The organism is Bacteroides sp. L10-4 (assembly GCF_013373675.1).
GTDB lineage: Bacteria > Bacteroidota > Bacteroidia > Bacteroidales > Bacteroidaceae > Bacteroides > Bacteroides muris.
The window spans coordinates 38,541-65,126 of the sequence record NZ_JABXJH010000019.1 but is presented as its reverse complement, the minus strand read 5'-3'; the positions used below and the strand labels follow the sequence as shown (position 1 = coordinate 65,126).

31 protein-coding genes are annotated in these 26,586 nt (G+C 48.8%); 28 read left to right on the top strand and 3 right to left on the bottom strand.

Annotated features, from left to right (window positions below; genetic code table 11):
* Positions 1–244 precede the first annotated feature (244 nt).
* The 16 genes from HU824_RS08310 (at position 245) to HU824_RS08235 (ending at position 14,103) form a co-directional block, all read left to right on the top strand.
* Positions 245–868 (top strand): hypothetical protein, encoded by a 624-nt coding sequence (locus HU824_RS08310; protein ID WP_176468602.1) that lies wholly within the window; start codon positions 245–247, stop codon positions 866–868.
* Between the two features lie 68 nt (positions 869–936).
* Positions 937–1,566 carry an SMI1/KNR4 family protein gene (locus tag HU824_RS08305; protein WP_009291874.1) on the top strand — a complete coding sequence of 210 codons (630 nt, stop codon included), beginning with the start codon at positions 937–939 and terminating at the stop codon, positions 1,564–1,566.
* A gap of 83 nt (positions 1,567–1,649) precedes the next feature.
* Positions 1,650–1,952, top strand: coding sequence for a hypothetical protein (locus HU824_RS08300; protein WP_172479224.1), 303 nt, complete (start codon positions 1,650–1,652; stop codon positions 1,950–1,952).
* A 68-nt stretch (positions 1,953–2,020) separates the two neighbouring features.
* Positions 2,021–2,824: a hypothetical protein gene (locus HU824_RS08295; protein ID WP_172479223.1), complete on the top strand. Its 804-nt coding sequence runs from the start codon at positions 2,021–2,023 to the stop codon at positions 2,822–2,824.
* 68 nt (positions 2,825–2,892) lie between these two features.
* Positions 2,893–3,999 carry an Imm5 family immunity protein gene (locus tag HU824_RS08290; RefSeq protein WP_176468601.1) on the top strand — a complete coding sequence of 369 codons (1,107 nt, stop codon included), beginning with the start codon at positions 2,893–2,895 and terminating at the stop codon, positions 3,997–3,999.
* Between the two features lie 57 nt (positions 4,000–4,056).
* Complete coding sequence (locus HU824_RS08285; RefSeq protein ID WP_172479221.1) at positions 4,057–4,782, top strand: hypothetical protein; 726 nt, start codon at positions 4,057–4,059, stop codon at positions 4,780–4,782.
* A gap of 64 nt (positions 4,783–4,846) precedes the next feature.
* Entirely contained in the window at positions 4,847–5,617 is a 771-nt protein-coding gene (locus HU824_RS08280) for a hypothetical protein (RefSeq protein WP_123400029.1), read from the top strand.
* 59 nt (positions 5,618–5,676) lie between these two features.
* Positions 5,677–6,396, top strand: coding sequence for a hypothetical protein (locus tag HU824_RS08275; RefSeq protein WP_104369553.1), 720 nt, complete (start codon positions 5,677–5,679; stop codon positions 6,394–6,396).
* A gap of 18 nt (positions 6,397–6,414) precedes the next feature.
* The gene (locus HU824_RS08270; protein WP_123400027.1) at positions 6,415–6,924 is read left to right on the top strand and encodes a DUF4375 domain-containing protein; all 510 of its coding nucleotides are present in this window, start codon (positions 6,415–6,417) and stop codon (positions 6,922–6,924) included.
* 30 nt (positions 6,925–6,954) lie between these two features.
* Positions 6,955–7,329 carry a hypothetical protein gene (locus HU824_RS08265; RefSeq protein WP_065538018.1) on the top strand — a complete coding sequence of 125 codons (375 nt, stop codon included), beginning with the start codon at positions 6,955–6,957 and terminating at the stop codon, positions 7,327–7,329.
* A 76-nt stretch (positions 7,330–7,405) separates the two neighbouring features.
* Positions 7,406–8,272 carry a helix-turn-helix transcriptional regulator gene (locus tag HU824_RS08260; RefSeq protein ID WP_123400025.1) on the top strand — a complete coding sequence of 289 codons (867 nt, stop codon included), beginning with the start codon at positions 7,406–7,408 and terminating at the stop codon, positions 8,270–8,272.
* A 92-nt stretch (positions 8,273–8,364) separates the two neighbouring features.
* Positions 8,365–10,680 carry an ATP-binding protein gene (locus HU824_RS08255; RefSeq protein ID WP_176468600.1) on the top strand — a complete coding sequence of 772 codons (2,316 nt, stop codon included), beginning with the start codon at positions 8,365–8,367 and terminating at the stop codon, positions 10,678–10,680.
* A complete protein-coding gene (locus HU824_RS08250) occupies positions 10,673–11,995 on the top strand; it encodes a sigma-54 dependent transcriptional regulator (protein ID WP_176468599.1) in 1,323 nt (440 codons plus the stop codon). The genes HU824_RS08255 and HU824_RS08250 overlap by 8 nt, the downstream gene beginning before the upstream one ends.
* A gap of 281 nt (positions 11,996–12,276) precedes the next feature.
* Complete coding sequence (locus HU824_RS08245) at positions 12,277–12,690, top strand: dihydrofolate reductase family protein (RefSeq protein ID WP_121766863.1); 414 nt, start codon at positions 12,277–12,279, stop codon at positions 12,688–12,690.
* Positions 12,691–12,900: 210 nt separating this feature from the next.
* Positions 12,901–13,518 carry an RteC domain-containing protein gene (locus HU824_RS08240; protein WP_123400017.1) on the top strand — a complete coding sequence of 206 codons (618 nt, stop codon included), beginning with the start codon at positions 12,901–12,903 and terminating at the stop codon, positions 13,516–13,518.
* Between the two features lie 132 nt (positions 13,519–13,650).
* The gene (locus HU824_RS08235; RefSeq protein ID WP_176468598.1) at positions 13,651–14,103 is read left to right on the top strand and encodes a hypothetical protein; all 453 of its coding nucleotides are present in this window, start codon (positions 13,651–13,653) and stop codon (positions 14,101–14,103) included.
* Positions 14,104–14,163: 60 nt separating this feature from the next.
* Here HU824_RS08235 and mobC read toward each other — a convergent pair whose 3' ends face one another.
* The 3 genes from mobC to mobA are packed head-to-tail and all read right to left on the bottom strand — an operon-like array spanning position 14,164 to position 17,863.
* Positions 14,164–16,173, bottom strand: a complete 2,010-nt coding sequence (gene mobC, locus HU824_RS08230) for a conjugal transfer protein MobC (protein WP_176468597.1) — start codon at positions 16,171–16,173, stop codon at positions 14,164–14,166.
* 32 nt (positions 16,174–16,205) lie between these two features.
* Positions 16,206–17,456, bottom strand: coding sequence for a conjugal transfer protein MobB (gene mobB, locus HU824_RS08225; RefSeq protein ID WP_176468596.1), 1,251 nt, complete (start codon positions 17,454–17,456; stop codon positions 16,206–16,208).
* Complete coding sequence (mobA, locus tag HU824_RS08220; protein ID WP_121766867.1) at positions 17,435–17,863, bottom strand: conjugal transfer protein MobA; 429 nt, start codon at positions 17,861–17,863, stop codon at positions 17,435–17,437. Before mobA ends, mobB begins: the two co-directional genes overlap by 22 nt.
* 420 nt (positions 17,864–18,283) lie before the next feature.
* On the opposite strand from mobA, the gene HU824_RS20015 reads away from it, so the two are divergent.
* The 12 genes from HU824_RS20015 to traJ all read left to right on the top strand — a co-directional run bounded on the left by HU824_RS20015 (position 18,284) and on the right by traJ (position 26,568).
* Entirely contained in the window at positions 18,284–18,487 is a 204-nt protein-coding gene (locus tag HU824_RS20015; RefSeq protein WP_008782540.1) for a hypothetical protein, read from the top strand.
* A gap of 18 nt (positions 18,488–18,505) precedes the next feature.
* A complete protein-coding gene (locus HU824_RS08210) occupies positions 18,506–19,333 on the top strand; it encodes a ParA family protein (RefSeq protein WP_228385816.1) in 828 nt (275 codons plus the stop codon).
* 2 nt (positions 19,334–19,335) lie between these two features.
* Positions 19,336–19,776 carry a DUF3408 domain-containing protein gene (locus HU824_RS08205; RefSeq protein ID WP_025069040.1) on the top strand — a complete coding sequence of 147 codons (441 nt, stop codon included), beginning with the start codon at positions 19,336–19,338 and terminating at the stop codon, positions 19,774–19,776.
* A gap of 8 nt (positions 19,777–19,784) precedes the next feature.
* Positions 19,785–20,138 carry a DUF3408 domain-containing protein gene (locus tag HU824_RS08200; protein WP_121766882.1) on the top strand — a complete coding sequence of 118 codons (354 nt, stop codon included), beginning with the start codon at positions 19,785–19,787 and terminating at the stop codon, positions 20,136–20,138.
* A complete protein-coding gene (locus tag HU824_RS08195; RefSeq protein ID WP_224263059.1) occupies positions 20,125–20,400 on the top strand; it encodes a DUF3408 domain-containing protein in 276 nt (91 codons plus the stop codon). The genes HU824_RS08200 and HU824_RS08195 overlap by 14 nt, the downstream gene beginning before the upstream one ends.
* Entirely contained in the window at positions 20,397–21,113 is a 717-nt protein-coding gene (locus HU824_RS08190; RefSeq protein ID WP_176468595.1) for a conjugal transfer protein TraD, read from the top strand. Before HU824_RS08195 ends, HU824_RS08190 begins: the two co-directional genes overlap by 4 nt.
* A gap of 203 nt (positions 21,114–21,316) precedes the next feature.
* Positions 21,317–21,628, top strand: a complete 312-nt coding sequence (locus tag HU824_RS08185) for a DUF4134 domain-containing protein (RefSeq protein WP_008782546.1) — start codon at positions 21,317–21,319, stop codon at positions 21,626–21,628.
* Between the two features lie 10 nt (positions 21,629–21,638).
* A complete protein-coding gene (locus HU824_RS08180) occupies positions 21,639–21,971 on the top strand; it encodes a DUF4133 domain-containing protein (RefSeq protein ID WP_018667411.1) in 333 nt (110 codons plus the stop codon).
* Complete coding sequence (locus HU824_RS08175; RefSeq protein ID WP_176468594.1) at positions 21,968–24,472, top strand: TraG family conjugative transposon ATPase; 2,505 nt, start codon at positions 21,968–21,970, stop codon at positions 24,470–24,472. The genes HU824_RS08180 and HU824_RS08175 overlap by 4 nt, the downstream gene beginning before the upstream one ends.
* Before the next feature lie 44 nt (positions 24,473–24,516).
* Positions 24,517–24,900, top strand: coding sequence for a DUF3876 domain-containing protein (locus HU824_RS08170; protein ID WP_117754274.1), 384 nt, complete (start codon positions 24,517–24,519; stop codon positions 24,898–24,900).
* Between the two features lie 30 nt (positions 24,901–24,930).
* Complete coding sequence (locus HU824_RS08165) at positions 24,931–25,560, top strand: DUF4141 domain-containing protein (RefSeq protein WP_057098481.1); 630 nt, start codon at positions 24,931–24,933, stop codon at positions 25,558–25,560.
* 3 nt (positions 25,561–25,563) lie between these two features.
* Complete coding sequence (gene traJ / locus HU824_RS08160; protein WP_176468593.1) at positions 25,564–26,568, top strand: conjugative transposon protein TraJ; 1,005 nt, start codon at positions 25,564–25,566, stop codon at positions 26,566–26,568.
* The last annotated feature ends 18 nt before the right edge of the window (positions 26,569–26,586 follow it).

The window sequence follows — 26,586 nt, the reverse complement described above, 5'->3', positions numbered from 1 at the left end:
ATGGATGTTGTGAAATTAGTATAAAGCCACAAAAAGGAATTGTTGCATATCCCTATGCTCTTAGGAAATACAACGGTCAAAATGGTTTCTATATGAAATGTGGTGATGCCATATTTGTTGGTAAAGAGATTGCTCTTAATAATTAGGAATAGAAATCTTTGGCTAATACTTAAAAAAATATTGGTAACAAGCCGGGATAACGGACTAACGCCGTTCCCCGCCAAGCCATTATTCGCAAAAACAAATGGAAGAAAAAAACTATATTGCAAACTTTGATTGCTCGCTTTGGCAAATTGATGATTGGGGACTATATACAACCAAATCCCCTATCTATATCAATTCTTTGGGCGGCGATTTTAATGCGTGGTTTGATGTGGACGGCGAGAGTTTTCCTACTGACAAACAGTTTGTTGCATGGGCGGAATTTTGCAATATTAATTCAAATGAAATAAAAGAAATGATGATTGACGGTCTTACTAAGTTAGTAGATAAAATGGATGTCCTGCCAAATGATGTAGAGCCGGAATTTGGTCCGATATTTAGGCCTATGGTTATTTCGAGAAATGCCAAACGCTCTATTGAAGCTGTAAGACATAGTAGAAAGACATTAGGTAAAGTGGCAAAATCCACCTTAAAATGCAATTCGGTTGTTGTACCGTTACAAGATAAAGCTCCAGTTAGATTTATTGTAATGAACTTTGAAATTGGTCGTCGCCCTTATGAAATGGAAGCTGTTTTTTGTAATGAAAGGATGCTTATGGTCGGTGAAAACTCTGGCATTTGGACTCGCCTTGAATGGATAAATGAGTTTAATGTTCCAATGTTTAATATTGGAACGGCATTACATCCATATTGGCGACCCGAATAATATGCGAATAACATGCACCTGTTCCGCCTAACGGCGGCAAGCTGCAAACCATTACCAACAATTAAAATATGAAGAACATTATTCAAACAGCAGAACAGTTATTAGGCAGAAAATTAACTGCAAATGACGGTTACACAACGGATGAAATCAAACAGGCTGAAAATATGCTTGGACTAACAATGCCGGAAGCTCTAAAGCATTTTTATTTATCTGTTGGAAAAGTAGAGGTATTGGCTTCTTCGTTCCAACGGTTCTTGCCATTAGACGAGTTACAATCTGATGGTGAAAAGATTATCTTTCTTGCAGAAAATCAAGAAGTGTGTTTATGGGCTACTACAATACATGATACCACAATCTGGGTTAAGTATAGTGATGATGAAGGTTGGATAACAGAACCGATTGGATTAATGGATTTTATTCTATTAACGATGTATTATAATTGCGCACAAGGAGGCTTTGAGTTTGGCGGAATAGCTGAAAACGAAGAAGCCTATCCTGCTATATTGGAATATGTACAAAAGGAATGGAATAAAGTTGTGCAATATAATACTCTAATCATATATGCATATCAAGATAATCTGATTTGGTATTTCTATAAAGCCGACAATACACCAACAGATGACGGAATATTTTTGTCATGTAGAACAGAAGAGAAGTTTGATAAGTTCTTCAATCTTTTTGATTTCTCTGAATTATAATTGAGGTTGGTAACAAGGTCGAGCCAACAGCTAAACGCTGTTCCTCACCAAACCATTACTGACTGAAGAAATAAAAAGGAAATATGGAAAAAGAATTAAGAAAAATCCTTTTAGAAATAATAGAGTTATTTGAATTTGTGGGTGAAACTGGTTGGATAATCACTCTCAAAAGATTGTATGCAGACAATGTTTCTTCCCCAAAGGATTGGCTAAGAGAAATTAAAGGTCTATTTGGTGGAATGGGATCATTTACAGATTTGGTTTTAATGAGAAATGGTATCATTTGCATTGATGAAAACAATAGATTAGACCAGCTACGTGATAGATTATACAATAGAATGGTACAATTTTTTGTTGAACTTAATAATTCAGAGAAAAGTCAGTAACATACGGATAATCGACCTTTTCAAGGTCGATTATCCGCCGGACATTAGCAACAAAAGAAATAACAAATATGGCGATTGACGGTACAGACATATTGGAAAGTGATTTAGGCATAGATGTTCAAAATGAAATATTGGACAGATATGATAGCGGACAGTCGGCAGATGAAATTAAATCGTATCTAAAAAATGGATTACAAAATATATCATCTTCACTTGATTTAGAAATTTATATTTCTACTGCTTGTCTTACGCTTTGGGAAATAGGGCTTTTGGACGATTATTTTGTAAAACTGCTTAAAGCTATCGTGGAAAACGGAGCTGATAGAACTTGGGCTGAAATAGATAAAACCGCTATTTCGCAAAGAAATATTGCACTCCAAAAGTTACTCAAAAAGGTAAGCGCACCCATTTTGAAAGTACGTAAGCCGAAAAAGCATAAAACACTTGTAAACAGTCTTTTTACAAAGGGAGAAGTAATTGCCTTTCAAGTTGATAACAAGTATCGCTGTTTCATCTTTGAAGATTTTTATCAATATAGGAAAGATGCTTATTATGCTTTTGTTCCTACTACTTACAATGACTATCTAAAGCCAACAATAGATACGATTTTGATAGAAGAAGTTCCTGTAACAAAAACTAATGCTATGGGAAGTTTTGGTGTACGCAAGTTATCTCTATATTATACGGATATAGAGAAGTTGAAAGATAATTTTATATCAATCGGACATTTAAGTATTGATTTGGAGATTGAGCAATTAGGTTTCAACCGTCAAATAACAAGTGTCAATAGTTTGGACGAACTGGAGTATCAAATCAATGATATTCTTGAAGGAAATAAAATTGAACTCTATGCTTGTTATGAACTAAAGTAAAGTTGCTAACAAACCGGGATAACGCTTGACAGCGTTCCTCGCTTAGCCATTAGAAACAATTAGTGCGCATGAAATACAGCGAAGCCATAAAGTCATTGATAAGAAAGGGCTTGGATGAAGTCAACCATTCAAGTGCAGGGCATCTGTCCTTATCAACAAGACGTAAGATACTACAAGCTATCAATGAACCCTGTATCATTGGAAGAATAAGTATTTTATGCGCATTGAAAGTATATCCGATATGGAATGACTTTTTCAGGGATGATACTGAAATAATCGGACTGATTACAAAAACGGAGAAATATCTGCTTGGACAAACGAGTAAAAAGGATTTGTTGAAAGATGCCGACCATTTGGACATGTTTGCTGATGATTACATGGAAGATGATATAACAGCCTCGTTTGCTGCTAAGGTAGCTGTTCATGCAGCCTATGATGCCAGTTCGGATGAAGACATGGTTATTAGTGATTGCGATTCCGATGAAGAAGTGGAAGTTCCGGACGAATGGGATACGGCTTTCCTTGCTAGTTTAGTATATAATGGCGGTGTTATCGATTTAGGTTTTATTGATGACGAACGTAATAAAGAGTTTTGGAGCTGGTATCTTACCGATTGCATCGAAACTGCTTGTGCGAATGACAGACTGCCATATCCCGTTTTCGCAAACAAAGCAACATTATCTGTCAAATACATTCCTTATCGTACACAACTAAGCCTTTGGAAATATAATGTGGAATGCCGTGCCTATGTAAACGACATCAAGGAAGTTTTGGCAAAAATGGTGGCTTATGCCCAGTGGAATAAATGTGATTTTTACTGTTATACCGTTGAAAGTACATCTTATACTAACATTTACTATTACAGGGGAAACGAGCCAGTTCAATTTCGTCTTGGTATTAATGTCACAATACACCTTTCTTCAAAAGTAGAAAAACTCAAAGACCTGATGTATTCCTTATGTCCGCAAGAGGGAGCTTTCTATCTATGTAAAATAACAATAGACAAAGGCAATAATATGAATATAAGATTTGGTTACGATACGAGATATGAAGGACTGAAAAAGGCATTCAGCGATAGTGATTTTAGCGAAGATTTCAGTAAATATCCACGGGCAAAAAAGTTCATTCCTGATTGGTTGGCGGATATACTGAAAAGGAAAAGAATAAGTTTCTAACAAACCGGGATAACGCTTCACAGCGTTCTCCGCTAAACCATTAGCTATAATAGAAGCATGAAAAAGATTATTTTCTACATATCGGCAATTCTGTTTTGCTTGCCTATACAAGCACAACAGCGTTTCTTCGGTGTCATTCAGGATGCGGACGGATATGTAAATGTACGTGATACAAGTGGAACAGTGATAGGCAAATTATTGGATAATCATGTATTTGCCGATTGGGATGCACAAAAGAGCCATAAAGAATGGCATAGCGTAGAATATGGAGCAGAAACGGGCATAACCAAGACTTGCCCGAATGGAAATACCCATACAGGAGATATCCATAAAAGCCGCATCCGTTATTTGGCAGATTTGCCACAGTTGAAGAAACAGCCGCAAAGTACGGATAAATGCCTTGTATATGCCAACGACACATTAACCGTAAAGATAGACTTCCAAAATTTTAATCCACAAAAACATGCCATTGTTTATGATTTGGAAGCAGGTTTTGTTCGGAGTATTGACGGTTGTTCTGACTTGACAGGCATAGATGACAATATTCCGCATGAAGAATACGCATCTGTCACCGTCAAGCACCCTGCCGGAATATTGGAATTTCCAACAGCATATATAGCACATCTATACGAACCGAGCCGAAACAATGTTGTCGTGGCATTGGGTAAAGGAAACTCACTGTTCATCAGCACGCAGAACAGTGACGGTGCAGGCGGATATTATGCCGTATGGACAGTAGAAAATTATCTTGTTAAAAGTCTGTTTGTGTTACATGACTTTTGACTAAAATACAGCTAACAACGCAGGATAACGGACGAGCCGTTCCCTGCTAACCATTAGTTGCAATATGAAAAGAGTAATTATACTTTATATTTTATTCTTGCTTTCACCTTTTGCTTTTGCACAAAACTATAAGGAAACTATTCAAACAGAGATTGATGCAATAAACAAAATGCCTTTGAGAATTGCATACCTTGTTCCTTTAGATAGTTTAGGAAAAGTAATAGAGGATGAATATATGGAATTTGATCAAATCCATTCATACAAAATCTTAGATGATGGTCATATTAAGAATGCCAATATATTGATCACTATGTATTTCGATAGCGATAACAATATCAGGAAAGTATTTAAGCGATGGGCTGACGGGGGTGCATTGCACAGTATCGCATATTATAATTCTAATGGGCGATTGATATATGGGGTATATAATAGAGGAGATGAAACTCACGGAAAGTTGTATGCTGACACTCCGGGTTTTCATATAGAGCATTTTCCTGAAGAGAATGAATGTAATGACTGTTTTGAAGCATACCTATTCCTATCTACGAAATGTATGGAAGCTCAGTATAATATAATATTACAGAGCCCCCCGAATGCTAAAAGGACGAATTTTACGCCACAAGTTGGAGATAGTGCCATACTATGCAGCTCCTACATTTATTCTTTACCTGATGGAGAAAAAATTACCGAAGGAGAAGATGGCATAGCAGTTAGTTTTGGAATGCCTGTTGTTATAAGTAAAATAGTAAATGGCTGGTGTAGAATAAATTCCATTTTTAATGCCCATATAGGTTATATACCTATTCAAGACATTGAAATCATTAAGAATATATAGTAAGCAACTAACAAGGTCGAGATAACAGCTAATGCTGTTTCTCACCAAACCATTAAACAATGAATAACAATCATTTTAGAAATATAATATTGCTGACCATGATGTCGGCATTATCGTTGGCATTTGCGGGATGTGCCACAATCCGCAAAACCGGTGCTGCTCAGGATTCACGGATTTGTCTGAGTGAAGTGAACAATTCAGGCTGTGACAGGGCTTATCGAATCATTCACGGAAAATTGCGTCCGTTGGAACGTCCGCAGGTCAGATTTGCTATAGAGAAAGCTTTGATTGAGGAGGATTCCTGCTGGGTTCTGCTCCGCGTCACAGTACCGGATCAATCCATAAGGAAGCATGAGCGGTATAATGCCTGTGTCATGCTTTCAACCGTGGATGGGATATTGAATTTCCCGGAACTAAATCTTGACAACGACAGCGGTCTTCCCGAAGCAGACGAGCGTAGCGACAGTGAGGAAACACAAGAGGACACGATTGTGGAGTCTCTTGAAATTGACGCCCGGAAAGGAAGCCCCGGATATGCCTATATGAGTTTCCGTTTCTGCTATCATCCGAGTATGGAAGGCAACGGAGCAATAATATCCATATTACCAAGTCTTGAAACAAAGCGTTACTTCTTCCAGCATTCTCCAGTGGAACTTCCCGTGTTATGGTCCTACAATCCGGCAATGTGGAAGCGGGCGCAACAGTTGCCGCAGTTCATACTGCTTGATAAAAGGCCAGAATATGTTTTACACGGTAATGAAAAAAATATGTTCAAGTAATAATAAAAACCGAAATCAATGATGCAATGGATAAAGAAACTGTTTAGGATAAGATGTCCCGAACGGATAACAAAAGAATTGATTGAGCGTCTTCCTGCCGATAAACTCTGCCGGAAATATATCGACGGAGAACTGGCAAGCGATATGGAGAGCGAAGTATTCGACAGCATAATGTGTGCGGTGGAACTGCATGCGGAGGTCATCAACGGAGGTTTCAACCAATACTACTACAATTCAGGAGGCGAACGTGCGCAAAAAGCCGAGGACACCTTTGTCAAGCTCGGAGCAGACCGGATTGCTGATGTCGTGAAACGAGCCAACAACCAATATGCCGCCAACCGGGATGAACTGCAATCGGTATGGGACGGAACGAAGGAAGGATTCGCCCACGGGTATAAAGAGAAGTTCTTTGATGCCTTCGATGATGAGTACTATGCCTTGATGAAGAATGACCGGCAACTCTACACGATGATCGGTACATACATCAAACAGCATCCGCAGGAGTTTCTTACAGGAATGACCAAGTGATATTCAACATGATATAGTTACCCGAAGGATATGATAGATTATCTGTATTATCGGTTTTATAGACTATGGCTCCATTCCTCTCTGGCGGAAGGAGCCGTGTTTATGGGGATGCTTATGTTCTCGGTCATACTGAGTACCAACGTATTGACCGTATGGGGGATGCTGACCCGATACGGCATTGTCGCATATCCCTCCGATATTCAGTATTATATTATCGAGGGCGGCATTATTGCCTTGTTGAGCTGGCGGTTCTTTTTCAGGAAACGTTATGACAGGATTATAGCCAGGTATGACGATGAAAGTCCGGTGCAACGCAAATCCGGTGCATGGGTTCTTGCGCTGTATGTAGTGTCTACCATTGCCGTTTTTTTCTTGGAAGCGTTGCAACGGCAAGGAAAAATATGACCGTGTTGGGATTTTCGGCAAGATTTGGAACTGCTTGTTACTTCATAAACCCGATATTTGCCGCAAAAACAACATAATGAGATTGACAGCCCTGCTACGGCACACAGCCGATATATATCCCATACACTCCGTAAGCCTGCACAGCATAGCAGACAAGGCGGAAGAACTTGTAAAGAAACGTTACTCCGTAAGCCGTATGGTACGCGAAATGGAGAGTTTCGCCCATGATGCAGAGGTGCTGCGCCTGATTGTCGGCACGTTCAAATCCGTTCCTGTCCAGCCTACATTGAAAATGCGTGACTACAAGCCTTACATGGCTCTTGTGGCATGCTCGCCTAAAGACTTTGCATTCTGCTACCTGTGCAATGACCTCGTAGCCGTCTATGAAACGGAGTGCCGGACACCGGAACTGATGTTTTTCTGCGACCTGCTCCGCTGCATGAGGGGACGCTCCTATCTTAACTGCGTGACCAACCGGGTGTGCGACTACTTTTTCAGGGCGCGCCGTGACACCCTCCGCCATATCTCCAGCCCTCTGAAGGAATCTGAAATGCAATATGCGGAAAGCCGTCTGAAAGAACTGGAAGAAGCGGTCTTCCGCCTGAAAGTGAAGATGTATAAGTGGCACACCTTTACAGCAGAGGAGCTGGCAGGGATGTGTGGCATGAGCTATTCCCATTTCCGAAGCCGTTTTGAAGAATATTACGGCTGTTCCGCGACCGACTGGCTCCGGCAGGAGCGCATAAGCCGTATCAAGGAAGACCTTTCCTACCGTCCCGAACTTGCCCTGAAGGAAGTGGCTGAACGCAACCGGTTCCTCTCTGCAAGTAATTTTTCCGACTTCTGCAACCAGCAGGTTCTCAAGACACCCGGAGAACTGAAAAAAGAGGGATATGAGGAATGGTGCGAGAGAAGGATGAAATACTGGAACAGTGAATCATGAGCGCGTTTCCGGCAAGATTTGGAATATGCGGCTATGACGGCACGCATATTCCTGACAAATGAGAGATTCAGCAATTATTATATACACGGCTTATGAGATACTACCGCATACTGGTAGCCGCAGGCTACATTTCCATATTCATCCTGTCACTGCTGGTTGCCTACACCTACCGCAATGAACAAAACACCTTGTCGTTGTCGGAGGAAGAGAACCATAGCGCAATCGAGTTGCGAAAAAATATAAACCGTCTGAACATACAGATTACAGGGCTGTCATTGCTGGGAGAAACTGTCGCGGAATGGAAAGAGGGCGATGCGGAACAATACCATCATCAAAGGATGGTGATTGACAGTACACTGTGTGTCTTCCGCGAGGTGTTCAGTTCGGAACGTATAGGAATAGACAGCATCCGCGACATATTGGCACACAAAGAGAGGCAGATGAGGGAGCTGGCAGATATACATTCCCGTCAGAGAACACTCAACAGGCGTATAGCCGACAGAGTGCCGGTCATAGTCCGTCAAAGCGCAAATGAAAGTCCCCATAAGGCTAAACGCAAAGGATTTTTAGGTCTGTTCGGAAAAAAGGAAGGCGCAAAGCCTTCGGCAACCACCTCGATGCTCTATTCCCTGAACAACGATGTGATTGCCGGACAGAAGGTTCAAAACCGGATACTTGCCGAACAGACAGACAGCCTTGCCGCACGTAATACAGCCCTCAACGCCCGATTACGCAGTCTTATCCGTCATATCGACAACAATGTTCAGACCGACCTGAAAGAACGAGAAACCGAGATAGCCACCATGCGTAAGAAGTCGTTCAGGCAAATTGGCAGTCTGGCATTATCCATACTTCTGTTATTGCTCGTATTGTTCATAATTATACATAGGGATGCCATCCGAATCAAACGATACCGACTGAAAACATCGGATTTAATCGGACAACTTCAACAGTCTGTTGAACAGAACGAGGCACTGATTGCTTCCCGCAAGAAAGCCGTTCATACCATCACCCATGAATTGCGCACGCCTCTGACGGCAATAACGGGTTATGCCGGACTGATGCAAAAAGATTGCGATGTTGATAAAATCGGGGCGTATATCCAAAACATCCGGCAATCTTCTGAGCGTATGCGTGAAATGCTCAATACGCTGCTAAGTTTCTTCCGCTTGGACAACGGCAAGGAGCAGCCGAATTTCTCTCCTTGCCAAATTTCGGCAATCACGCACATCCTTGAAACGGAGTTTATGCTAACCGCTATGAACAAGGGGCTGGCTCTTACCATAATTAATCAAACTGATACGGTTGTTTTGACTGATAAGGAACGCATCCTGCAAATCGGAAATAATCTGTTGTCCAACGCCATCAAGTTCACGGAGAACGGCAGCGTATCTCTGACAACGGATTACACTAACGGGATGCTGACACTTATCGTCGAAGATACGGGGACGGGCATGACCGAAGAGGAGCAACAACGTATATTCGGTGCATTTGAACGTCTGTCAAACGCCGCTGCAAAAGACGGCTTCGGGCTGGGATTGTCCATCGTGCAGCGTATCGTGACAATGCTCGGCGGTACAGTACGGCTGGAGAGCAAAAAAGGCAAAGGCAGCTGTTTCTCTGTGGAAATCCCCATGCAGACAGCCGAGGAACAGCCTGAACAATCCCGTAAAGGATATGTCCGCCACAATGAGGCATATCATGAGGTAATCGCCATCGATAATGACGAAGTGCTACTTTTGATGCTGAAAGAAATGTATGCAAAGGAAGGGATACACTGCGACACCTGCACCGATGCTGCGGAGCTGATGGAATTAATACGAAAAAAGGAATACAGTCTGCTTCTGACGGATCTGAATATGCCGGTGATAAACGGTTTCGAGTTGCTGGAACTGTTGCGCACTTCCAACGTTGGCAATTCAAGGGATATCCCGGTAGTGGTGACAACCGCTTCGGGCAGTTGCAGCAAGGAGGAGCTTATGGAACGTGGATTTGCTGGATGCCTGTTCAAGCCATTCTCCATATCGGAACTAATGGAAGTTTCAGATAACTGTGCCCTGAATATGACACAGGATGAAATGCCGGATTTCTCCACCTTGTTATCCTACGGCAATGAATCTGTTATGCTGGAGAAGCTGATAACGGAAACCGAAAAGGAAATGCAGGCGGTCAGGGATGCGGAACAACGGAAAGACTTTCAAGAACTGGACGCCCTTACACACCATCTTCGCAGCTCGTGGGAGATACTCCGTGCCGACCAACCGTTGAGGGAACTTTATAAACTGATTCATTGCGAGAATACGCCAGATTGGGAGGCAATACACAATGCTGTAAAAACTGTTTCGGATATGGGTTTAATGATTATTGAAATGGCAAAAGAAGAAAGGAAGAAATACAACAATGGATAAAACAAAAATAATCGTGGTGGAGGACAACATCGTGTATTGCGAGTTTGTCTGCAACCTGCTGGCACGGGAGAAATTCCGTACCGTGCAGGCTTTCCACCTTTCGACAGCGAAGAAACTTCTGCAACAAGCCGCTGACGGGGACATCGTGGTTTCAGACCTGCGTCTGCCCGACGGCAACGGTATCGACCTGTTGCGCTGGATGCGCAAGGAAGGCATGATGCAGCCGTTCATTATCATGACCGACTATGCCGAAGTGCATACGGCGGTGGAAAGCATGAAACTCGGTTCGCTGGACTACATACCCAAACAGTTGGTCGAGGACAAACTTGTGCCTCTGCTCCGCAGCATACTGAAAGAACGGAATGTCGGGCGGAGCCGTATGCCCGTGTTTGCCCGTGACGGTTCCGCCTTTCAGAAAATCATGCACCGGATAAGGCTGGTAGCCCCAACCGACATGAGCGTGCTGATATTCGGGGAGAACGGCACGGGCAAAGAGCATATCGCCCATCTGCTGCACGACAAGAGCAAGCGGGCAGGAAAACCGTTTGTGGCTGTGGACTGCGGTTCGCTCACCAAAGAACTTGCGCCGTCGGCTTTCTTCGGACACGTCAGAGGGGCGTTCACCGGTGCGGACAGTGCCAAGAAAGGATATTTCCATGAAGCCGAAGGCGGCACACTGTTTTTGGACGAAGTGGGCAACCTCGCACCGGAAACCCAACAGATGCTTCTGCGCGCCATACAGGAGCGGCGATACCGCCCCGTTGGTGACAGGACGGATAGAAGTTTCAATGTCCGTATTATCGCTGCCACCAACGAGAATCTGGAAAAGGCGGTCAATGAAAAGCGTTTCCGGCAGGACTTGCTGTACCGTCTGCACGACTTCGAGATAACCGTTCCGCCGCTGCGTGATTGTCAGGAAGACATCATGCCGCTGGCAGAGTTTTTCCGCGAGATTGCCAATAATGAATTGGAGTGCAAGGTTAGCGGATTCAGCTCCGAAGCACGGAAAGCGTTGCTGACCCATTCATGGCCGGGCAACGTGCGCGAGCTTCGGCAGAAAATCATGGGCGCGGTGTTGCAGGCGCAGACGGGACTTGTCACGAAAGAGCATCTGGAACTTGGAATAACCGAAACAACCTCTGTTACCGGCTTCTCCCTGCGCAACAAAGAGGAAGATAAAGAGCGGATTATACGCGCTTTGAAGCAAGCTGACGGGAACCGCAAGGTCGCCGCCGAACTGCTTGGAATAGGCAGGACAACACTCTATAATAAACTGGAAGAATATGGATTGAAATATAAATTTGAGCAATCATAGCCCGCAATTCGCTGAAAATGGCTATCTTTGCATGACATATCAGAAGGTAACGGCGATTGGCAGATCCTTTTGCCGCCTATATATAACATAAGACCGCAAGGCGTTTCGAGCGAAAATCTGGTAAATTGACACTACGGAGACGATTGCGTGATGCTTATGCTATGCCTACGCATAGCGTGCATTCACGTACTCTCCGTAAAAGGCTTTACCAGAGCCGTCGCTTGAAAGTAGTGTGATTTGCACGCTACTTTTTTGCCCTTGCCTAACGAAAGGAAACGATAATGGGTAAAGTACAGATTCTTGCCGTCCTCACGATGGACGGATGTCAAAGCTCCGAGTTGTATTGCAAAGCGTATAAGGAACTGCGCCTTGAAGATTGCGGTATCAACGAGATAAGGGAAAACGCCCTTTATCATATCACACCGGATTATTCCATCTCCATGCTTGACGAATGGCGGAAATCCACAACAGACATCTGCTATCTGGCGGAAGCCACTCCTGAAAAGGCGGACTACATCAACGGGCTGCTGCGTATGCGTGTGGTGGATGAAATCATACTATACACAATTCCTTTCATTGCCGGAACGGGAAAGCGTTTCTTCCAGTCCGTCTTGCCACAGGAACAATGGACGCTGACCTCACAGAAAGCATACCGCAACGGAGTGGTCCGCCATATCTATAAAGCGTGCATCTGATGTCCGGAAAATGGACTAATGTTCAGTAGATTAACACCTTAAGTTGAATACAACTCCTGTCGGATAAATAAATTTTGAAATTATTACTCTGAAATCCAGCATATTGCAGACTATGTGCCGGATTTTTTGTTTGATGTACATGATTTTTGCCAATCATATTCATGTGCGCATACCGAAAAACAGAGTGTAAAATTTCAAAATTGACAGGACATGAATTATTTTTTATTGGCGGAAACCGAGTTCTTCCGCCGTATAAACGAAGCCGGTGACTGCAATATGGAAACGGCATACACGGCTTTCGCCACCCAAGTGATCGAACTGTGCAGCGGCAGCGCGGATACGGACCGTACCATCATCGCACTGGCATACATAGAAATAGAGTTGCAGCACCATCCCGTGCGCAACCTCTCCGAAGAGAAAAGGGAGGCTGCCATCTACGTCAGCAAGGCTCTCTCTTTCGTGAGGAAGATGCAAAAGCTCCTTGCCGCTCCCCAAGTGCCACCACTGATCCCCGTCCGTACGTCCGCCGAAAACACAACCGAAAACCCCGCCTCGCCCTTGCAGTGGACAGGCAACGCCATCGACCTCGTGGAACTGATCTACGGTATCAACGAGATGGGCTGCATCAACAACGGCAACATGCCGCTCAAACAGCTCGCCCCGCTCCTGTACAAGATATTCGGCGTGGAATCGAAGGACTGCTACCGCTTCTACATCGACATCAAACGCCGTAAGAACGAGAGCCGCACCTACTTCCTTGACAGGATGCAGGAGAAACTCAACGAGAAGATGCAACGTGACGAGGAATTGGAACGCATGAGAAGATGAACCACCATCCGGACAGGAAAGACGGAAAATAAGGGGCAATCATCTGTTTTCCGTCTTTTTTTGTTGCATCATATTGACAATCATGGAAATAAATGCCGATATTTGCAGCCGGAACAGAAGCAGGATAAAGAAATGGCAAAAAAGAAGAAGAAACAGAACGGGCACTACTGCCGGATTTGCGGTGACTACAAGGCGAATGAGAAGTTCTCCGGCAAAGGACACGCACAACATATCTGTAAAAGCTGCATGTCCGCCATGCGCAGCGGCAAGAATCCGGAGGATATTCTGCCGGAACCGTTGCCTGTGAACCGTGAAACGACACGTTTCAAGAAACTGGGTAAAGAGGAAAAAGCCGTGCTTAAAGCGTTTATCTCCGAAGTGGTAACCGAATACTGGCAGGAAAACAGGCAGATACCGTTTGCGGAAAGTTTTTCCGAACTTAAAAAATATATCATCGGAACTTATGATGAGGAATGCGGCATACTCCTGAAAGATGACGCGGAACTGAAGACCTACTTTCAGACACATACGGTAACGACCATAAACAAATTGCTGAAAGAGGAAAATCCGGAAAACGAAGGGTAACGAAAACGGGCGGAACAAGGTGTCAAACTTGCCCCGCCCGTTTTCGTTACCGCCTGCCGGCTATTTCTGCTGCAACAGATGCTTCAGGTTCTCGTCACCCGCGATGCGCTCCAGCTCGTCGGCGACAATCTGCTTCACCTCCTCCTTGATGCGCCTGTAATTCGCCTGCACCGTTTCCTTCATGCAGTCGTTGCCGTCCCCGTCCGTAAAATCGGTAATGACGGGTATCGGCTTGTAGGCTTTCTCCTCGCGCTTGACCTTCTCGGCATCCACGACAATCTCACAGTGGAAAATCTTCTGCTCGATACGCTCGTTGAAGTTGTCGGACACAGAACCGACAAACATGCCCTGCGTCAAGCCGGAAATCTTGCTCGGCGGGATAAGCGCGTCCATCTGCGTGTTGATGGAGGTGGAAACGTCCTGCCTGTTGATGGAAATGGACTGCCGCTTCTGCAACACCTTTCCGAACCTTTCCGAGAGCGTCTTGGCGGTTTCGCCCACCACCTGACCGGAGAAGATATTTCCGACAGTATTCATCACGACTTTGGCTTCTTTATCGCCATAGTCGCGCACCAACTGGCTGAAATCCTGAAAGCCCAGACACACGGCAACCTTGTTGCTTCGCGCGGTGGCGATAAGGTTGTCCAGCCCCTTGAAATATATCGTCGGAAGCTCGTCGATGATGACCGACGACTTCAACATCCCTTTCTTGTTGATGAGCTTCACGATACGGGAGTTATACAGACCGAGAGCCGCACCATAAATGTTCTGACGGTCGGGATTGTTGCCCACGCAGAGAATTTTCGGCTCTTCGGGATTGTTGATGTCCAGCGTGAACTCGCTGTCCGACATTACCCAATAGAGCTGCGGGGAAATCATACGTGATAGCGGAATTTTCGCCGAAGCGATCTGCCCCATTAACTGCTCGGCAGCCCCTCCGAGCCACGCATCCATAAAAGGAGAAAGATAGTTTTCCAGTTCCGGGTAAGAGGTCAGAATAGGGAAAATATCCTCGTAACGGCGGTTCAGGAACTCGACTGCATGGGGGAACGTGCAATACTTGCCGTTCTGATAAATTTTCAAATACCATATAATACTGGCAAACAGGATAATAGGTGATTCCACAAAGAAGTCGCCCTGCTTTTGCACCCAACTTTTATTTAAGTTGAGCATGATGGTGTACGCACTCTCATAAGCGTCCGTGATATCCTCCATGAAGTCCGGGTGAATGGGATTACAACGGTGCGAGCGTCGTGGGTCGTCGAAGTTTATTACATAGAACTTCGGCTTCACCTTGTAGCCCTCCGGGTGGTTAAGCAGATGGTTGTAGGCTATCGTGGACAAGTCGCTGAATTTGAAGTCGTACACATACATCGAGAAGCCCTTTTCAATCTGCTGCTTGATAAAATTATTTACCACCGCGTATGACTTCCCGCTGCCCGGCGTACCTAATACGATGGAAGCCCTGAAGGGATTCACGACATTGATCCAGCCGTCGTTCCAACGCTTTTTGTAGTAGAAGCGTGTCGGCAGATTGACCGAATACTCACTTTCGATAAGCCGTGTTTCCTGCATGAAACTCTCGTTCTCGTTGTTGAACACATCATCCATGAGGTTGTGCTTCAACAAGCGGCTCATCCACAGACCGCCCATCAGCAGACAGACATAACCTGCGCCAACGGTCAGGATATACAGTCCCGTCACCGCCTCTATCGGCAGCGGCAATGCCAATATCCACCAGTTGAGAAAGAACAGCACGAACCCTGCGGCAAGGGCCGCCCAGATTCTTCTCCAAGTGATTTTCTCTCCCTTGACACCCTTTGTCCCCAGACAGGACAGGGCAAGCAGGAGGATGGCGAACAGTTTCGTGTAGAGAATGGAACGGAACAGCCCCGCCGTGCGGTCGAAGTTCATCAGGATTCTGTCCACCACGCCGATGTCCACTCCCCAAAGCCGGATGGCTTCATAGCAGAACCAGTACACGTTCATGACCACTAAAATAATACTCACGGCACGCAGAAAATCCATGATTTTCGCCAATGCCCTCAAATCGTCTTCTTGTTGTGACATACATTGATTTTTTTGATTGTTGATACTCCTGATTACATTCCCAAGCCTTTGCGCTTCTTCTTTTTCTTCTTGCGCTGCATCGCCCGGATGAAAGCTTCCTCCTCGGCGTCCACCGCCGGACCTTCGGAAGTGAGCAGGCCGACACCGCCCGCCATGCTTTCATCGTCGGATGCGCTCTGTCCGCGCATATCCTTCCCGGCTTCCACCGGAACGGAAAGCGGAACGGGCGGCAGTCCGGCGTAAGGCAGCGTGAAGTGTTCCTGCAAGGCGTTGGCGGAAAGTTCCTTGCCCATGCGCGATCCGTTCAGCACGCAGCCCGTGCGGTGGTCGATGAACGTGGATCCGTAGATGCGCCCTTCCTCTGTGTAGCGCAGCACGGTGTCAATGCCTTTTCCTTTGAGCGTGGCAACGAACTTATCCTTGTCATACGTGCCTTCCAGCACGGAAAGGACAGTGCGTTTCGTCATTCCGGCGAGTTCCCTGTCCTTAATCTCCTGCTTGGAACGGGCAAACTTCCTCTGCACGGCTTCATAGCCGACGGATTTCCCGAAGAGCGAGGATTTGAACGGATTACCGACTTTGTTGCCCATGTCATCCGTGACGGAATAGACCAGCCCGTGATACTCGCGTCCGCGCACATTGCCGTGCGTTTCCTCCACCATCATATTATATAAGGAAAGGAGTGCGCGGTATTCGCCCATTGTCTGAAAACGGTACTGCCCGTTCAGAACCTTGACAATATTCCCTGCCTGCTTCTTCACGTCGCCCGCAGAGGCGTCCACCTTGCACAGCGGCGGGTCAAGACGGCGGGTCCTGCGCTCCGCATCGTGCAGTCCGTATTTCTTCTCCAACTCACGGGTGATCTGCTTGCTACGATAGTAGTTGTTCTTGTCACTGATACATTTCCCGTTCTCCTCCACCCGCACGGTCACGATGTGCAGGTGGTGGCGGTCAATGTCCTCGTGCTTGAAAACAAGGTAAGGCTGGTTGCCGAAACCGAGTTTTTCCAGATACTCGCGGGCTATATCCTGCAATTCCGCATCGGTCAGCACGTCATCGGGATGTGGGTTGAGCGAGATATGCACCACTGGCTTCTCCACTTTCATCTGTGGCGGCAGAAAGGTGTGGAAGCCCTCCATTGCCTTGTTGATGTCCACCGTTCCCGAACCGTCATTATAGATACGGTTGGTAGTGAGCAGCCGCCCTTGCGCCTCGTTGATCTTCTCCCCGTTGTAGGCAATCGCGCCGTACAACGAGCTGCCTACACTGATTTTTGCGACCATTTCGCCTCCATTTCCCTTGAAAGTTCCACAATCCGGCGGCTCAGTTTCACGAGTTCGACGGTCTGTTGCTCCAGCTTGTAGAGCAACGCCATCGCCTTTTTCTCGGAAAAATGCAGCCTCAGTTCCTTCACGACTTGGTTGTAATTTGTGCCTATTGCGCGGAACTGCGCGTGAAAATCGGACAGTTTGGTGTAGTAATCCACCAGCGTCTTGTCCACTTTCAGCACCTTGAACGGCTGCCCGAAGAAGTGCGCCTTCAGGAAAACCGACTTGGCGTAAACGCCCGACTTCTCGAACATGGAGAGGAAACGGTTGTGTTCCTCCTCGTTGAAACGGACGGTGTAGCGGAACACCGCCGGATCGAGTTTGGGATTTCTCCCGCCTTTGTTTCTTCTTTTTTCACTCATATTACTTTGGATTTAGCGGATGGACGGCATAAGCCGCCGCTTCGAGGCACAGCACCGCAGGTTTGAGAGGCTTCCCGACTTCGGAGGGTAAGCCCGCCCCCTGCAAGGGCAAGGCGTTTTCGTGGCTGCTCAAAATGTTTTGAGCGGCTGAAAACATACCTTGCTATGTTCAGGTGAACATAAAAATCCGTCGGGGACGGATTGGGGGAATGCCTTTCAAACTCCGGGCTGCGCCACCTGCGGCGAACCCTGCCGTTCGGGGGCAAAGTTACGCCCTTAAAGCGGTATCGGACAGAGGCTTGACCCGGTCAATGGCTGCCAACCGGCGCAACATGCTGCCACTTGCCGGAGAAGTGATACAAGTTCCGGAATATACTTGTTTATTTGCAGCATGATTCAAGAAACGAACGATTTGAAGATATGGAAAAAGGAACTTTCAGATACCCGGCAAACCGCTTAGGCGGACATTTGCAAAACCGAATATCCGCACTGCCGGATACCCGGTTTTACAACAACGCGGTGATTCACGGATTCAATGACTTCATGACGCAATGCCGTCATTCACCGGTTATCCGAATCCCGGCTTCACCGTTGAAACGGATACGTGACGGACCGCCCGGATAATGATTCGCGGACGCGGATATATACGTCACCGCTTCCATACAGGAACAGGAAAACAATTCATCAACCATTAAAAGCAATAGAACCATGAGTAATGAAATCTTCGTTGCATTCGCAACACAAAAGGGAGGCATCGGCAAATCCACCGTCACGGCTCTTGCCGCCAACTACCTCCACAACGTGAAGGGCTACAATGTCGCCGTCATAGACTGCGACGACCCGCAACACAGCATCCACGGTCTGCGTGAACGTGAAACGAAACTTATCGACGAGAGCCTCTATTTCAAGGCACTCGCGTGCGACCACTTCCGCAAGGTCAGGAAGAACGCCTACCCGGTCATCAAGAGTAACTCACAGGACGCCCTCGACGATGCCGACAGGATGCTCGTCAGCGAGGAGGTGAAACCCGACATCGTGTTCTTCGACATGCCGGGCACGCTCCGTAGCGACGGCGTTGTCAAGACGCTCTCTCAGATGGACTACATCTTCACGCCCATGAGTGCCGACCGCTTCGTCGTGGAAAGCACCCTGCAATTCGCCGCGATGTTCCGTGACAACCTAATGACGACGGGACAGGCGAAAACAAAAGGTCTTCACCTGTTCTGGACGATGGTGGACGGCAGGGAGAAGAACGGGCTGTACGACCTGTATGAAGATGTGATTGCCGAAATGGGACTGTCGGTCTTGTCCACACGCCTGCCCGACAGCAAGAAATTCCGGCGCGACCTCTCGGAAGAACGCAAGGGCGTTTTCCGCTCGACCATCTTCCCGATGGACACGTCCCTGCTGAAAGGGAGCGGCATCCGTGAGTTCTCGGAAGAGATTGTCAGCATCATCAAACCGCGATGAACATGGGCAGCAGGAAAGTGAACACCGAAGGCATCGACGAGGAACTGTTGATAGCCTCTATCGGCAGGCGCAAGCAGGACGGAACCCTGTACCGCGCGCAGGAGCCGCCCGCGCCGGCCCCCGAAGAAGAAAGCGTTCCCGAATCGGAACAGCCGTCCGCACCGTCACCGGCAAAGGAGAAACCGCTGAAAGACAGCGGACGCCGCAAACGGCAGGAGGACGACTACACCGGACTGTTCCTGCGCCGCAACGAGATAAAGACACGCCAGTGCGTCTATATCAGCCGCGACGTACACAGCAAGATTCTTAAAATCGTTAACGACATCGCCGGGCGGGAAATCTCGGTAGGCGGCTACGTGGACACCGTGCTGCGCCAGCATCTGGAACAGCACAAGGAGAAAATAAACGAACTGTACAGGAAACAACGTGAAGACTTAATATGAATATGGATATGAATCAGGAAAAGAACCAGAAAAACAGAAATCCGCATCATGACGGCGGAAGTATGCTTGCCCAAGTGCAGGCGAGTGTGGAAATCCTGTCGCCCGTGCCGGTAGGCGGCAAATGCGGCGAAAAGGACTATGAACGGCTTTTCATCCGTGAACCCGAAGTGAAGGCGCGGGAGGGGAAGATGGCGTATGTGCGCCCGGAGTACCACGACCGCATCATGCGCATCACCCGTGTGATCGGGCATGACCGGCTGTCGCTGTCCGCCTACATCGACCATGTGCTTACGCACCACTTCAACCAGTGCGAGGAGGCGATAAAGAGCCTTTACGCCCGGAATTACAATTCAGTATTTTAACCGTCAAAAAGAAACAGACATGAAAAGAAAAAAGAATGACTATCGCGCCTTCCTGAAAAAATCAGGCATCAAGGCGAGAGAGGGAAAGCAAGTGTACATCAGTTTGGCAAACCACAGCGTGATAACCGAAATCACCTATTTATTAGGTAAAGGAAATCTGACCATCGCCGACTATCTGGACAATGTGCTTAACGAACATTTCCAGACACACCGTGCCGAAATCAACCGTATGTTGGACTCAGTCCCCAAAGTAGAGCTATGAGCATGACGATGATTCTCCTGACTGTATCGGCGGGCTGTAACCTGTGGTTCCTGTTCCTGCTGCTCTACGACCGCATCATGGAAACGAAGCTCGTCCGCTTCCTTAGAGGCATTGCCGGACTGTGGAGGTCGTTGGGCGGCACGACGGTAAAGCAGGAAACAGTACGGGAAACACCACCCGCAGAAAAACCGGACATCATCGGCAAGAGCCGTTTCAGGATGGCATCGACCCGGACAACCGCTGCCATACCGGCGCAAGAAGCTGCCACTTCGGAAAAAGGCATTGGGCTGGCGGAAGAAGACGCTACTTTTGACGACGGAAACGCGGAAGCCGTGTACCGTCCGGCACAAGTCCCGGAAGAGAAGCTCGACGAAACCTTCACGAGCATGCAGCCTTCGGAACTGGAGTTCGGAGAGGACGAACCGGAAGAGAATGGTCCGAATCTGCCACGGGCTTCAGGCAACAGCTTCGACGAGATAGACGATGCCGTCAAGACCGCCAAGAATCCGCAGGCGACAACGGCGGAACAGGACCGGGCAGCAAAGGTCTTCACCGACATGGAAGGGACGGAACTGTACGAGAAACTGATGGCAGGCTCGACAGAACTGAGCATCCGCATCAAGGGGCTTATTGAAATCCGGCTGAAGAAACTGGACAAGGAATTTACCGTCCCCGACAATATCGAGGAGTTCGACATCCGGAAGTATGTGTAACGAAAGACGATAGAAAAAATGAAAACGTAAGACAACATCACACCACGCGGCACGGCGGTACAAGGTACGGCCCGTCCGCAACGGACCCTCCCAAGTCCGTGGAAACAAAGGGAGAATCCACTAAACCAAAGTAAAGTAATCAAGTATCAACCGCCCGAAAAAGGACCATCCACCCTTTGGACGGCACAAAACAAGAACAGTTTATGAACAAGAACATCAGACAAAAGTTCATCATCTCTGCGGCACTTCTGGTTGCCGCAACCGCCTCCGCCTTCGCGCAGGGAAACGGCATGGCGGGCATCAACGAAGCCACCTCTATGGTGAGTTCCTATTTCGATCCGGGAGTGAAACTGATTTACGCCGTCGGTGCTGTAATCGGTCTTATCGGAGGCGTAAAAGTGTACGGAAAATTCTCGTCCGGCGACCCCGACACCTCGAAGACCGCCGCAAGCTGGTTCGGAGCGTGCATTTTCCTGATTGTCGCCGCGACTATCCTGCGTTCATTCTTCCTTTAATAAACAATGTATGGCTGAATACCCGATAAACAAGGGTATCGGCCGTCCGGTCGAGTTCAAGGGTCTGAAGGCACAATACCTCTTCATTTTCTGCGGAGGTCTGCTGGCTCTCTTCATCCTGTTCGTCATCCTCTACATGGTCGGCATCGACCAGTGGGTATGTATCGGCTTCGGCGCGGCATCGTCCTCCGTCCTCGTATGGCAGACCTTCGCGCTGAACGCACGGTACGGCGAACACGGGCTTATGAAGCTGGGAGCGGCACGGAACCATCCCCGATACCTTATCAACCGGCGGCGGATCACCCGATTATTCAAACGGCAACGAAAGGAAGAAACGACATGAGAAATACATCCAAAATGACAACACTGGAAAACAGGTTCCCCCTGCTGGCGGTGGAGCAAGGCTGCATCATTTCCAAAGACGCCGACATCACGGTGGCTTTCGAGGTGGAGCTGCCGGAGCTTTACACCGTGACGGGCGCGGAGTACGAGGCGATACACGGCTGCTGGTGCAAGGCTATCAAGGTGCTGCCGGACTTCTGCGTCGTCCACAAGCAGGACTGGTTCATCAAGGAACGCTACAAGCCGGAACTGCAAAAGGAGGACATGAGCTTCCTGAGCCGCTCCAACGAGCGTCACTTCAACGAGCGTCCGTACCTGAAGCACACCTGCTACCTCTACCTGACCAAGACGACGAAGGAGCGCAACCGGATGCAGAGCAACTTCAGCACGCTGTGCCGGGGGCATATCATCCCGAAGGAGCTGGACAAGGAAACCGCCGGGAAGTTTATGGAGGCCGCCGAACAGTTCGAGCGCATCATGAACGACAGCGGCTTTGTCAGGCTGCGCCGGCTCTCCACCGACGAGATTGTCGGCACGGAGAAGTCCGCCGGGCTGATAGAGCGTTACTTCTCGCTTATGCCCGAAGGGAATGCGACCTTGCAGGACATCGACCTCTCGGCAAAGGAAATGCGCATCGGCGACAACCGCCTGTGCCTGCACACCCTCTCCGACGCGGAGGATATGCCCGGAAAGGTGGCTACCGACATCCGCTACGAGAAACTCTCCACGGACAGAAGCGACTGCCGCCTCTCCTTTGCCTCCCCGGTGGGGCTGCTGCTCTCCTGCAACCACATCTACAACCAGTATGTGCTAATAGACAACAGCGAGGAAAACTTGCAGAAGTTCGAGAAGTCCGCAAGGAACATGCAGTCGCTCTCCCGCTATTCGAGGAGCAACAGCATCAACCGCGAGTGGACGGACCGGTACCTGAACGAAGCCCATTCCTACGGGCTGACCTCGGTGCGGGCACACTTCAACGTCATGGCGTGGAGCGACGACGCGGAGGAACTGAAGCATATCAAGAACGACGTGGGCAGCCAGCTGGCAAGCATGGAGTGCGTGCCGCGCCACAACACCATCGACTGCCCGACGCTCTACTGGGCGGCGATGCCCGGCAACGCGGCGGACTTTCCTGCCGAGGAAAGTTTCCATACGTTCATCGAGCAGGCGGTATGCCTCTTTACGGAGGAAACCAACTACCGCAGCTCGCTCTCGCCCTTCGGCATCAAGATGGTGGACAGGCTCACGGGGAAGCCCCTGCACCTCGACATCAGCGACCTGCCGATGAAGCGCGGCATCACCACCAACCGCAACAAGTTCGTGCTGGGACCGAGCGGTTCGGGCAAGTCGTTCTTCATGAACCACCTCGTGAGGCAGTATTGGGAACAGGGCGCGCACGTGGTGCTGGTGGACACGGGAAACTCCTATCAGGGCTTGTGCGAAATGATCCGGCGCAAGACAAACGGGGCGGACGGTGTGTATTTCACCTATACGGAGGAGAAACCGATTTCGTTCAACCCATTCTACACCGACGACTACGTGTACGACGTGGAGAAGAAGGACAGCATCAAGACGCTGCTGCTGACGCTCTGGAAGTCGGAGGACGACAAGGTGACGAAGACCGAGAGCGGCGAGCTGGGCAGCGCGGTGAACGCCTACATCGAACGCATCAGGGCTGACCGGAGCATCGTCCCCTCGTTCAACACCTTCTACGAGTACATGCGCGATGACTACCGCCGCGAGCTGGCACAGCGTGACATCAAGGTGGAGAAGTCCGACTTCAACATCGACAACATGCTTACCACCATGCGGCAGTATTACCGGGGCGGACGCTACGACTTCCTGCTCAACTCCACGGAGAACATCGACCTGCTCGGCAAGCGGTTCATCGTCTTCGAGATTGACAGTATTAAGGAAAATCGCGAGCTTTTCCCGGTGGTGACCATAATCATCATGGAAGCCTTCATTAACAAGATGCGCCGTCTGAAAGGCGTGCGTAAATTGCTGATAGTGGAAGAGGCTTGGAAGGCTCTCTCTTCAGCGAACATGGCTGAGTACCTGCGCTATATGTACAAGACCGTGCGCAAGTATTTCGGCGAGGCGATCGTGGTGACGCAGGAGGTGGACGACATCATTTCCTCGCCCGTGGTCAAGGAGAGCATCATCAACAACTCCGACTGCAAGATACTCCTTGACCAAAGGAAATATATGAACAAGTTTGATGCCATACAGTCCCTTTTAGGTCTGACGGAGAAGGAGAAGTCGCAGATACTCTCCATCAACATGGCAATCAACCCGAACCGCAATTACAAGGAAGTGTGGATCGGACTGGGCGGCACGCAGTCGGCTGTCTATGCCACCGAAGTGAGCGCGGAGGAATATCTGGCGTACACCACCGAAGAAACGGAGAAGGTGGAGGTTTACCGTCTGGCGGAAAAGCTGGGCGGCGACATCGAAGCCGCCATCCGGCAGCTTGCCGAAAGACGGAGAAACAAGGAATAGGCAATAAGTAAAACAGATTCATCAACTAAAAACAGAAAATGCGTATGAGTATATCAAGAACGAAAATGCTGCAAGTCAGCAAGTGTCTGATCGGGCTGGCGGTCATGGTGCTGCAATCCTGCGAAACCGTGGACAACCGCCGCGACCTGCTTTGCGGGAACTGGGAGAGCGTGGAGGGGAAGCCCGACGTGCTTATCTACAAGGAGGGTGAAGCCTACAAGGTAACGGTGTTCAAGCGGAGCGGCATCCGCCGCAGACTGAAGCCGGAAACCTACCTCTTGCAGGAGGAGAACGGCAACCTTTTCATGAACACCGGCTTCCGCATCGACGTGTCCTACAACGAGGCGACGGACGTCCTGACCTTCTCGCCGAACGGGGACTACGTGCGTGTGACCCCGAAACCGGACCATCCGACAAGCGGAGAATAAATAATGAAACCCACTAAAATCCAAAGTAACATGAGAACAAGAATGACACTTATTATCTGCCTGTGCCTGTTTGCAGCCGGCAGGGCAAGCGCACAGTGGGCGGTGATAGACCCGTCCAACATCGCGCAGAGCATCGTGAACACCTCGAAGAACGTGGTGCATACCTCGACCACCGCCCAGAATATGGTGAAGAACTTTCAGGAAACGGTGAAAATCTATGAGCAGGGCAAGAAGTATTACGATGCCCTCAAATCCGTGAACAACCTGGTGAAAGATGCCCGCAAGGTGCAGCAGACCATCCTGATGGTGGGCGACATCACCGACATCTACGTGACCAGCTTCCAGAAGATGCTGCGCGACGACAGCTTCACGGTGGAGGAGCTGGGAGCCATCGCCTTCGGCTACACGAAGCTCTTGGAGGAGAGCAACGACGTGCTGACGGAGTTGAAAAATGTGGTGAACATCACCACGCTCTCCATGACGGACAAGGAGCGCATGGACGTGGTGGAACGCTGTCACTCCAAGATGAAGCGTTACCGCAACCTCGTGAGCTACTACACCAACAAGAACATCGGTGTGAGCTACCTGCGGGCAAAGAAGAGGAACGACCTCGACCGCATCATGGGGCTGTACGGCAGTATGAACGAAAGATACTGGTAGCCTATGGAGTTCGACAACCTTCATCAGATCCTGCGCTCGCTCTACGGGCAGATGATGCCCTTGTGCGGTGACATGGCGGGCGTGGCGAAAGGGATAGCCGGGCTGGGCGCGCTGTTCTACGTGGCATATCGTGTATGGCAATCACTGGCGAGAGCCGAACCGATAGACGTATTCCCCATGCTCCGCCCGTTCGCCATCGGTCTGTGTATCATGTTCTTCCCCACGGTGGTGCTTGGCACGGTGAACAGCGTCCTCTCGCCCGTGGTGCAGGGCACGGCGAAACTGCTGGAAACGCAGACGCTGGACATGAACCGGTACCGTGAGCAGAAGGACAGGCTGGAATACGAGGCGATGGTGCGCAACCCCGAAACCGCCTACCTCGTGTCAAACGAGGAGTACGACAAGCAGCTGGAGGAACTGGGCTGGTCGCCCGCCGACATGGTGACGATGGCGAAAATGTACCTCGACCGGAAGATGTACGAAATAAAGAAAGGCATCCGCGACTTCTTCCGCGAGATACTGGAACTGCTGTTCCAAGCCGCCGCCCTCGTGATAGACACCATCCGCACCTTCTTCCTCGTGGTGCTGGCGATACTCGGTCCGATAGCCTTCGCCATCTCGGTGTGGGACGGCTTCCAAAGCACGCTCACGCAGTGGTTCTGCCGCTACATACAGGTCTATCTGTGGCTTCCCGTGTCGGACATATTCAGCACGATACTCGCCAAGATTCAGGTGTTGATGCTCCAGAGCGACATCGAGCGTATGCAGACTGACCCCAACTTCTCTCTGGATTCCAGCGACGGGGTGTATATCGTGTTCATGATAATCGGCATCATCGGCTACTTCACCATTCCAACGGTGGCGGGCTGGATCATCCAAGCCGGGGGCATGGGCGGCTACGGGCGCAACGTGAACCAGATGGCGGGACGCGCCGGAGGCATGGCGGGCAGCGTGGCGGGCGCCACCGCAGGCAACGCCGTGGGACGCATCGGCAAGCTGCTGAAATAATCAACTGACAATTAAAAA

What these genes read in the sequence shown, in the direction of transcription:
- HU824_RS08310 (WP_176468602.1), top strand. Translation starts at nt 245, where the DNA reads ATGGAAGAAAAAAACTATATTGCAAACTTTGATTGCTCGCTTTGGCAA.
- HU824_RS08305 (WP_009291874.1), top strand. Translation starts at nt 937, where the DNA reads ATGAAGAACATTATTCAAACAGCAGAACAGTTATTAGGCAGAAAATTA.
- HU824_RS08300 (WP_172479224.1), top strand. Translation starts at nt 1,650, where the DNA reads ATGGAAAAAGAATTAAGAAAAATCCTTTTAGAAATAATAGAGTTATTT.
- HU824_RS08295 (WP_172479223.1), top strand. Translation starts at nt 2,021, where the DNA reads ATGGCGATTGACGGTACAGACATATTGGAAAGTGATTTAGGCATAGAT.
- HU824_RS08290 (WP_176468601.1), top strand. Translation starts at nt 2,893, where the DNA reads ATGAAATACAGCGAAGCCATAAAGTCATTGATAAGAAAGGGCTTGGAT.
- HU824_RS08285 (WP_172479221.1), top strand. Translation starts at nt 4,057, where the DNA reads ATGAAAAAGATTATTTTCTACATATCGGCAATTCTGTTTTGCTTGCCT.
- HU824_RS08280 (WP_123400029.1), top strand. Translation starts at nt 4,847, where the DNA reads ATGAAAAGAGTAATTATACTTTATATTTTATTCTTGCTTTCACCTTTT.
- HU824_RS08275 (WP_104369553.1), top strand. Translation starts at nt 5,677, where the DNA reads ATGAATAACAATCATTTTAGAAATATAATATTGCTGACCATGATGTCG.
- HU824_RS08270 (WP_123400027.1), top strand. Translation starts at nt 6,415, where the DNA reads ATGATGCAATGGATAAAGAAACTGTTTAGGATAAGATGTCCCGAACGG.
- HU824_RS08265 (WP_065538018.1), top strand. Translation starts at nt 6,955, where the DNA reads ATGATAGATTATCTGTATTATCGGTTTTATAGACTATGGCTCCATTCC.
- HU824_RS08260 (WP_123400025.1), top strand. Translation starts at nt 7,406, where the DNA reads ATGAGATTGACAGCCCTGCTACGGCACACAGCCGATATATATCCCATA.
- HU824_RS08255 (WP_176468600.1), top strand. Translation starts at nt 8,365, where the DNA reads ATGAGATACTACCGCATACTGGTAGCCGCAGGCTACATTTCCATATTC.
- HU824_RS08250 (WP_176468599.1), top strand. Translation starts at nt 10,673, where the DNA reads ATGGATAAAACAAAAATAATCGTGGTGGAGGACAACATCGTGTATTGC.
- HU824_RS08245 (WP_121766863.1), top strand. Translation starts at nt 12,277, where the DNA reads ATGGGTAAAGTACAGATTCTTGCCGTCCTCACGATGGACGGATGTCAA.
- HU824_RS08240 (WP_123400017.1), top strand. Translation starts at nt 12,901, where the DNA reads ATGAATTATTTTTTATTGGCGGAAACCGAGTTCTTCCGCCGTATAAAC.
- HU824_RS08235 (WP_176468598.1), top strand. Translation starts at nt 13,651, where the DNA reads ATGGCAAAAAAGAAGAAGAAACAGAACGGGCACTACTGCCGGATTTGC.
- mobC (WP_176468597.1), bottom strand. Translation starts at nt 16,173, where the DNA reads ATGTCACAACAAGAAGACGATTTGAGGGCATTGGCGAAAATCATGGAT.
- mobB (WP_176468596.1), bottom strand. Translation starts at nt 17,456, where the DNA reads ATGGTCGCAAAAATCAGTGTAGGCAGCTCGTTGTACGGCGCGATTGCC.
- mobA (WP_121766867.1), bottom strand. Translation starts at nt 17,863, where the DNA reads ATGAGTGAAAAAAGAAGAAACAAAGGCGGGAGAAATCCCAAACTCGAT.
- HU824_RS20015 (WP_008782540.1), top strand. Translation starts at nt 18,284, where the DNA reads ATGGAAAAAGGAACTTTCAGATACCCGGCAAACCGCTTAGGCGGACAT.
- HU824_RS08205 (WP_025069040.1), top strand. Translation starts at nt 19,336, where the DNA reads ATGGGCAGCAGGAAAGTGAACACCGAAGGCATCGACGAGGAACTGTTG.
- HU824_RS08200 (WP_121766882.1), top strand. Translation starts at nt 19,785, where the DNA reads ATGAATCAGGAAAAGAACCAGAAAAACAGAAATCCGCATCATGACGGC.
- HU824_RS08190 (WP_176468595.1), top strand. Translation starts at nt 20,397, where the DNA reads ATGAGCATGACGATGATTCTCCTGACTGTATCGGCGGGCTGTAACCTG.
- HU824_RS08185 (WP_008782546.1), top strand. Translation starts at nt 21,317, where the DNA reads ATGAACAAGAACATCAGACAAAAGTTCATCATCTCTGCGGCACTTCTG.
- HU824_RS08180 (WP_018667411.1), top strand. Translation starts at nt 21,639, where the DNA reads ATGGCTGAATACCCGATAAACAAGGGTATCGGCCGTCCGGTCGAGTTC.
- HU824_RS08175 (WP_176468594.1), top strand. Translation starts at nt 21,968, where the DNA reads ATGAGAAATACATCCAAAATGACAACACTGGAAAACAGGTTCCCCCTG.
- HU824_RS08170 (WP_117754274.1), top strand. Translation starts at nt 24,517, where the DNA reads ATGAGTATATCAAGAACGAAAATGCTGCAAGTCAGCAAGTGTCTGATC.
- HU824_RS08165 (WP_057098481.1), top strand. Translation starts at nt 24,931, where the DNA reads ATGAGAACAAGAATGACACTTATTATCTGCCTGTGCCTGTTTGCAGCC.
- traJ (WP_176468593.1), top strand. Translation starts at nt 25,564, where the DNA reads ATGGAGTTCGACAACCTTCATCAGATCCTGCGCTCGCTCTACGGGCAG.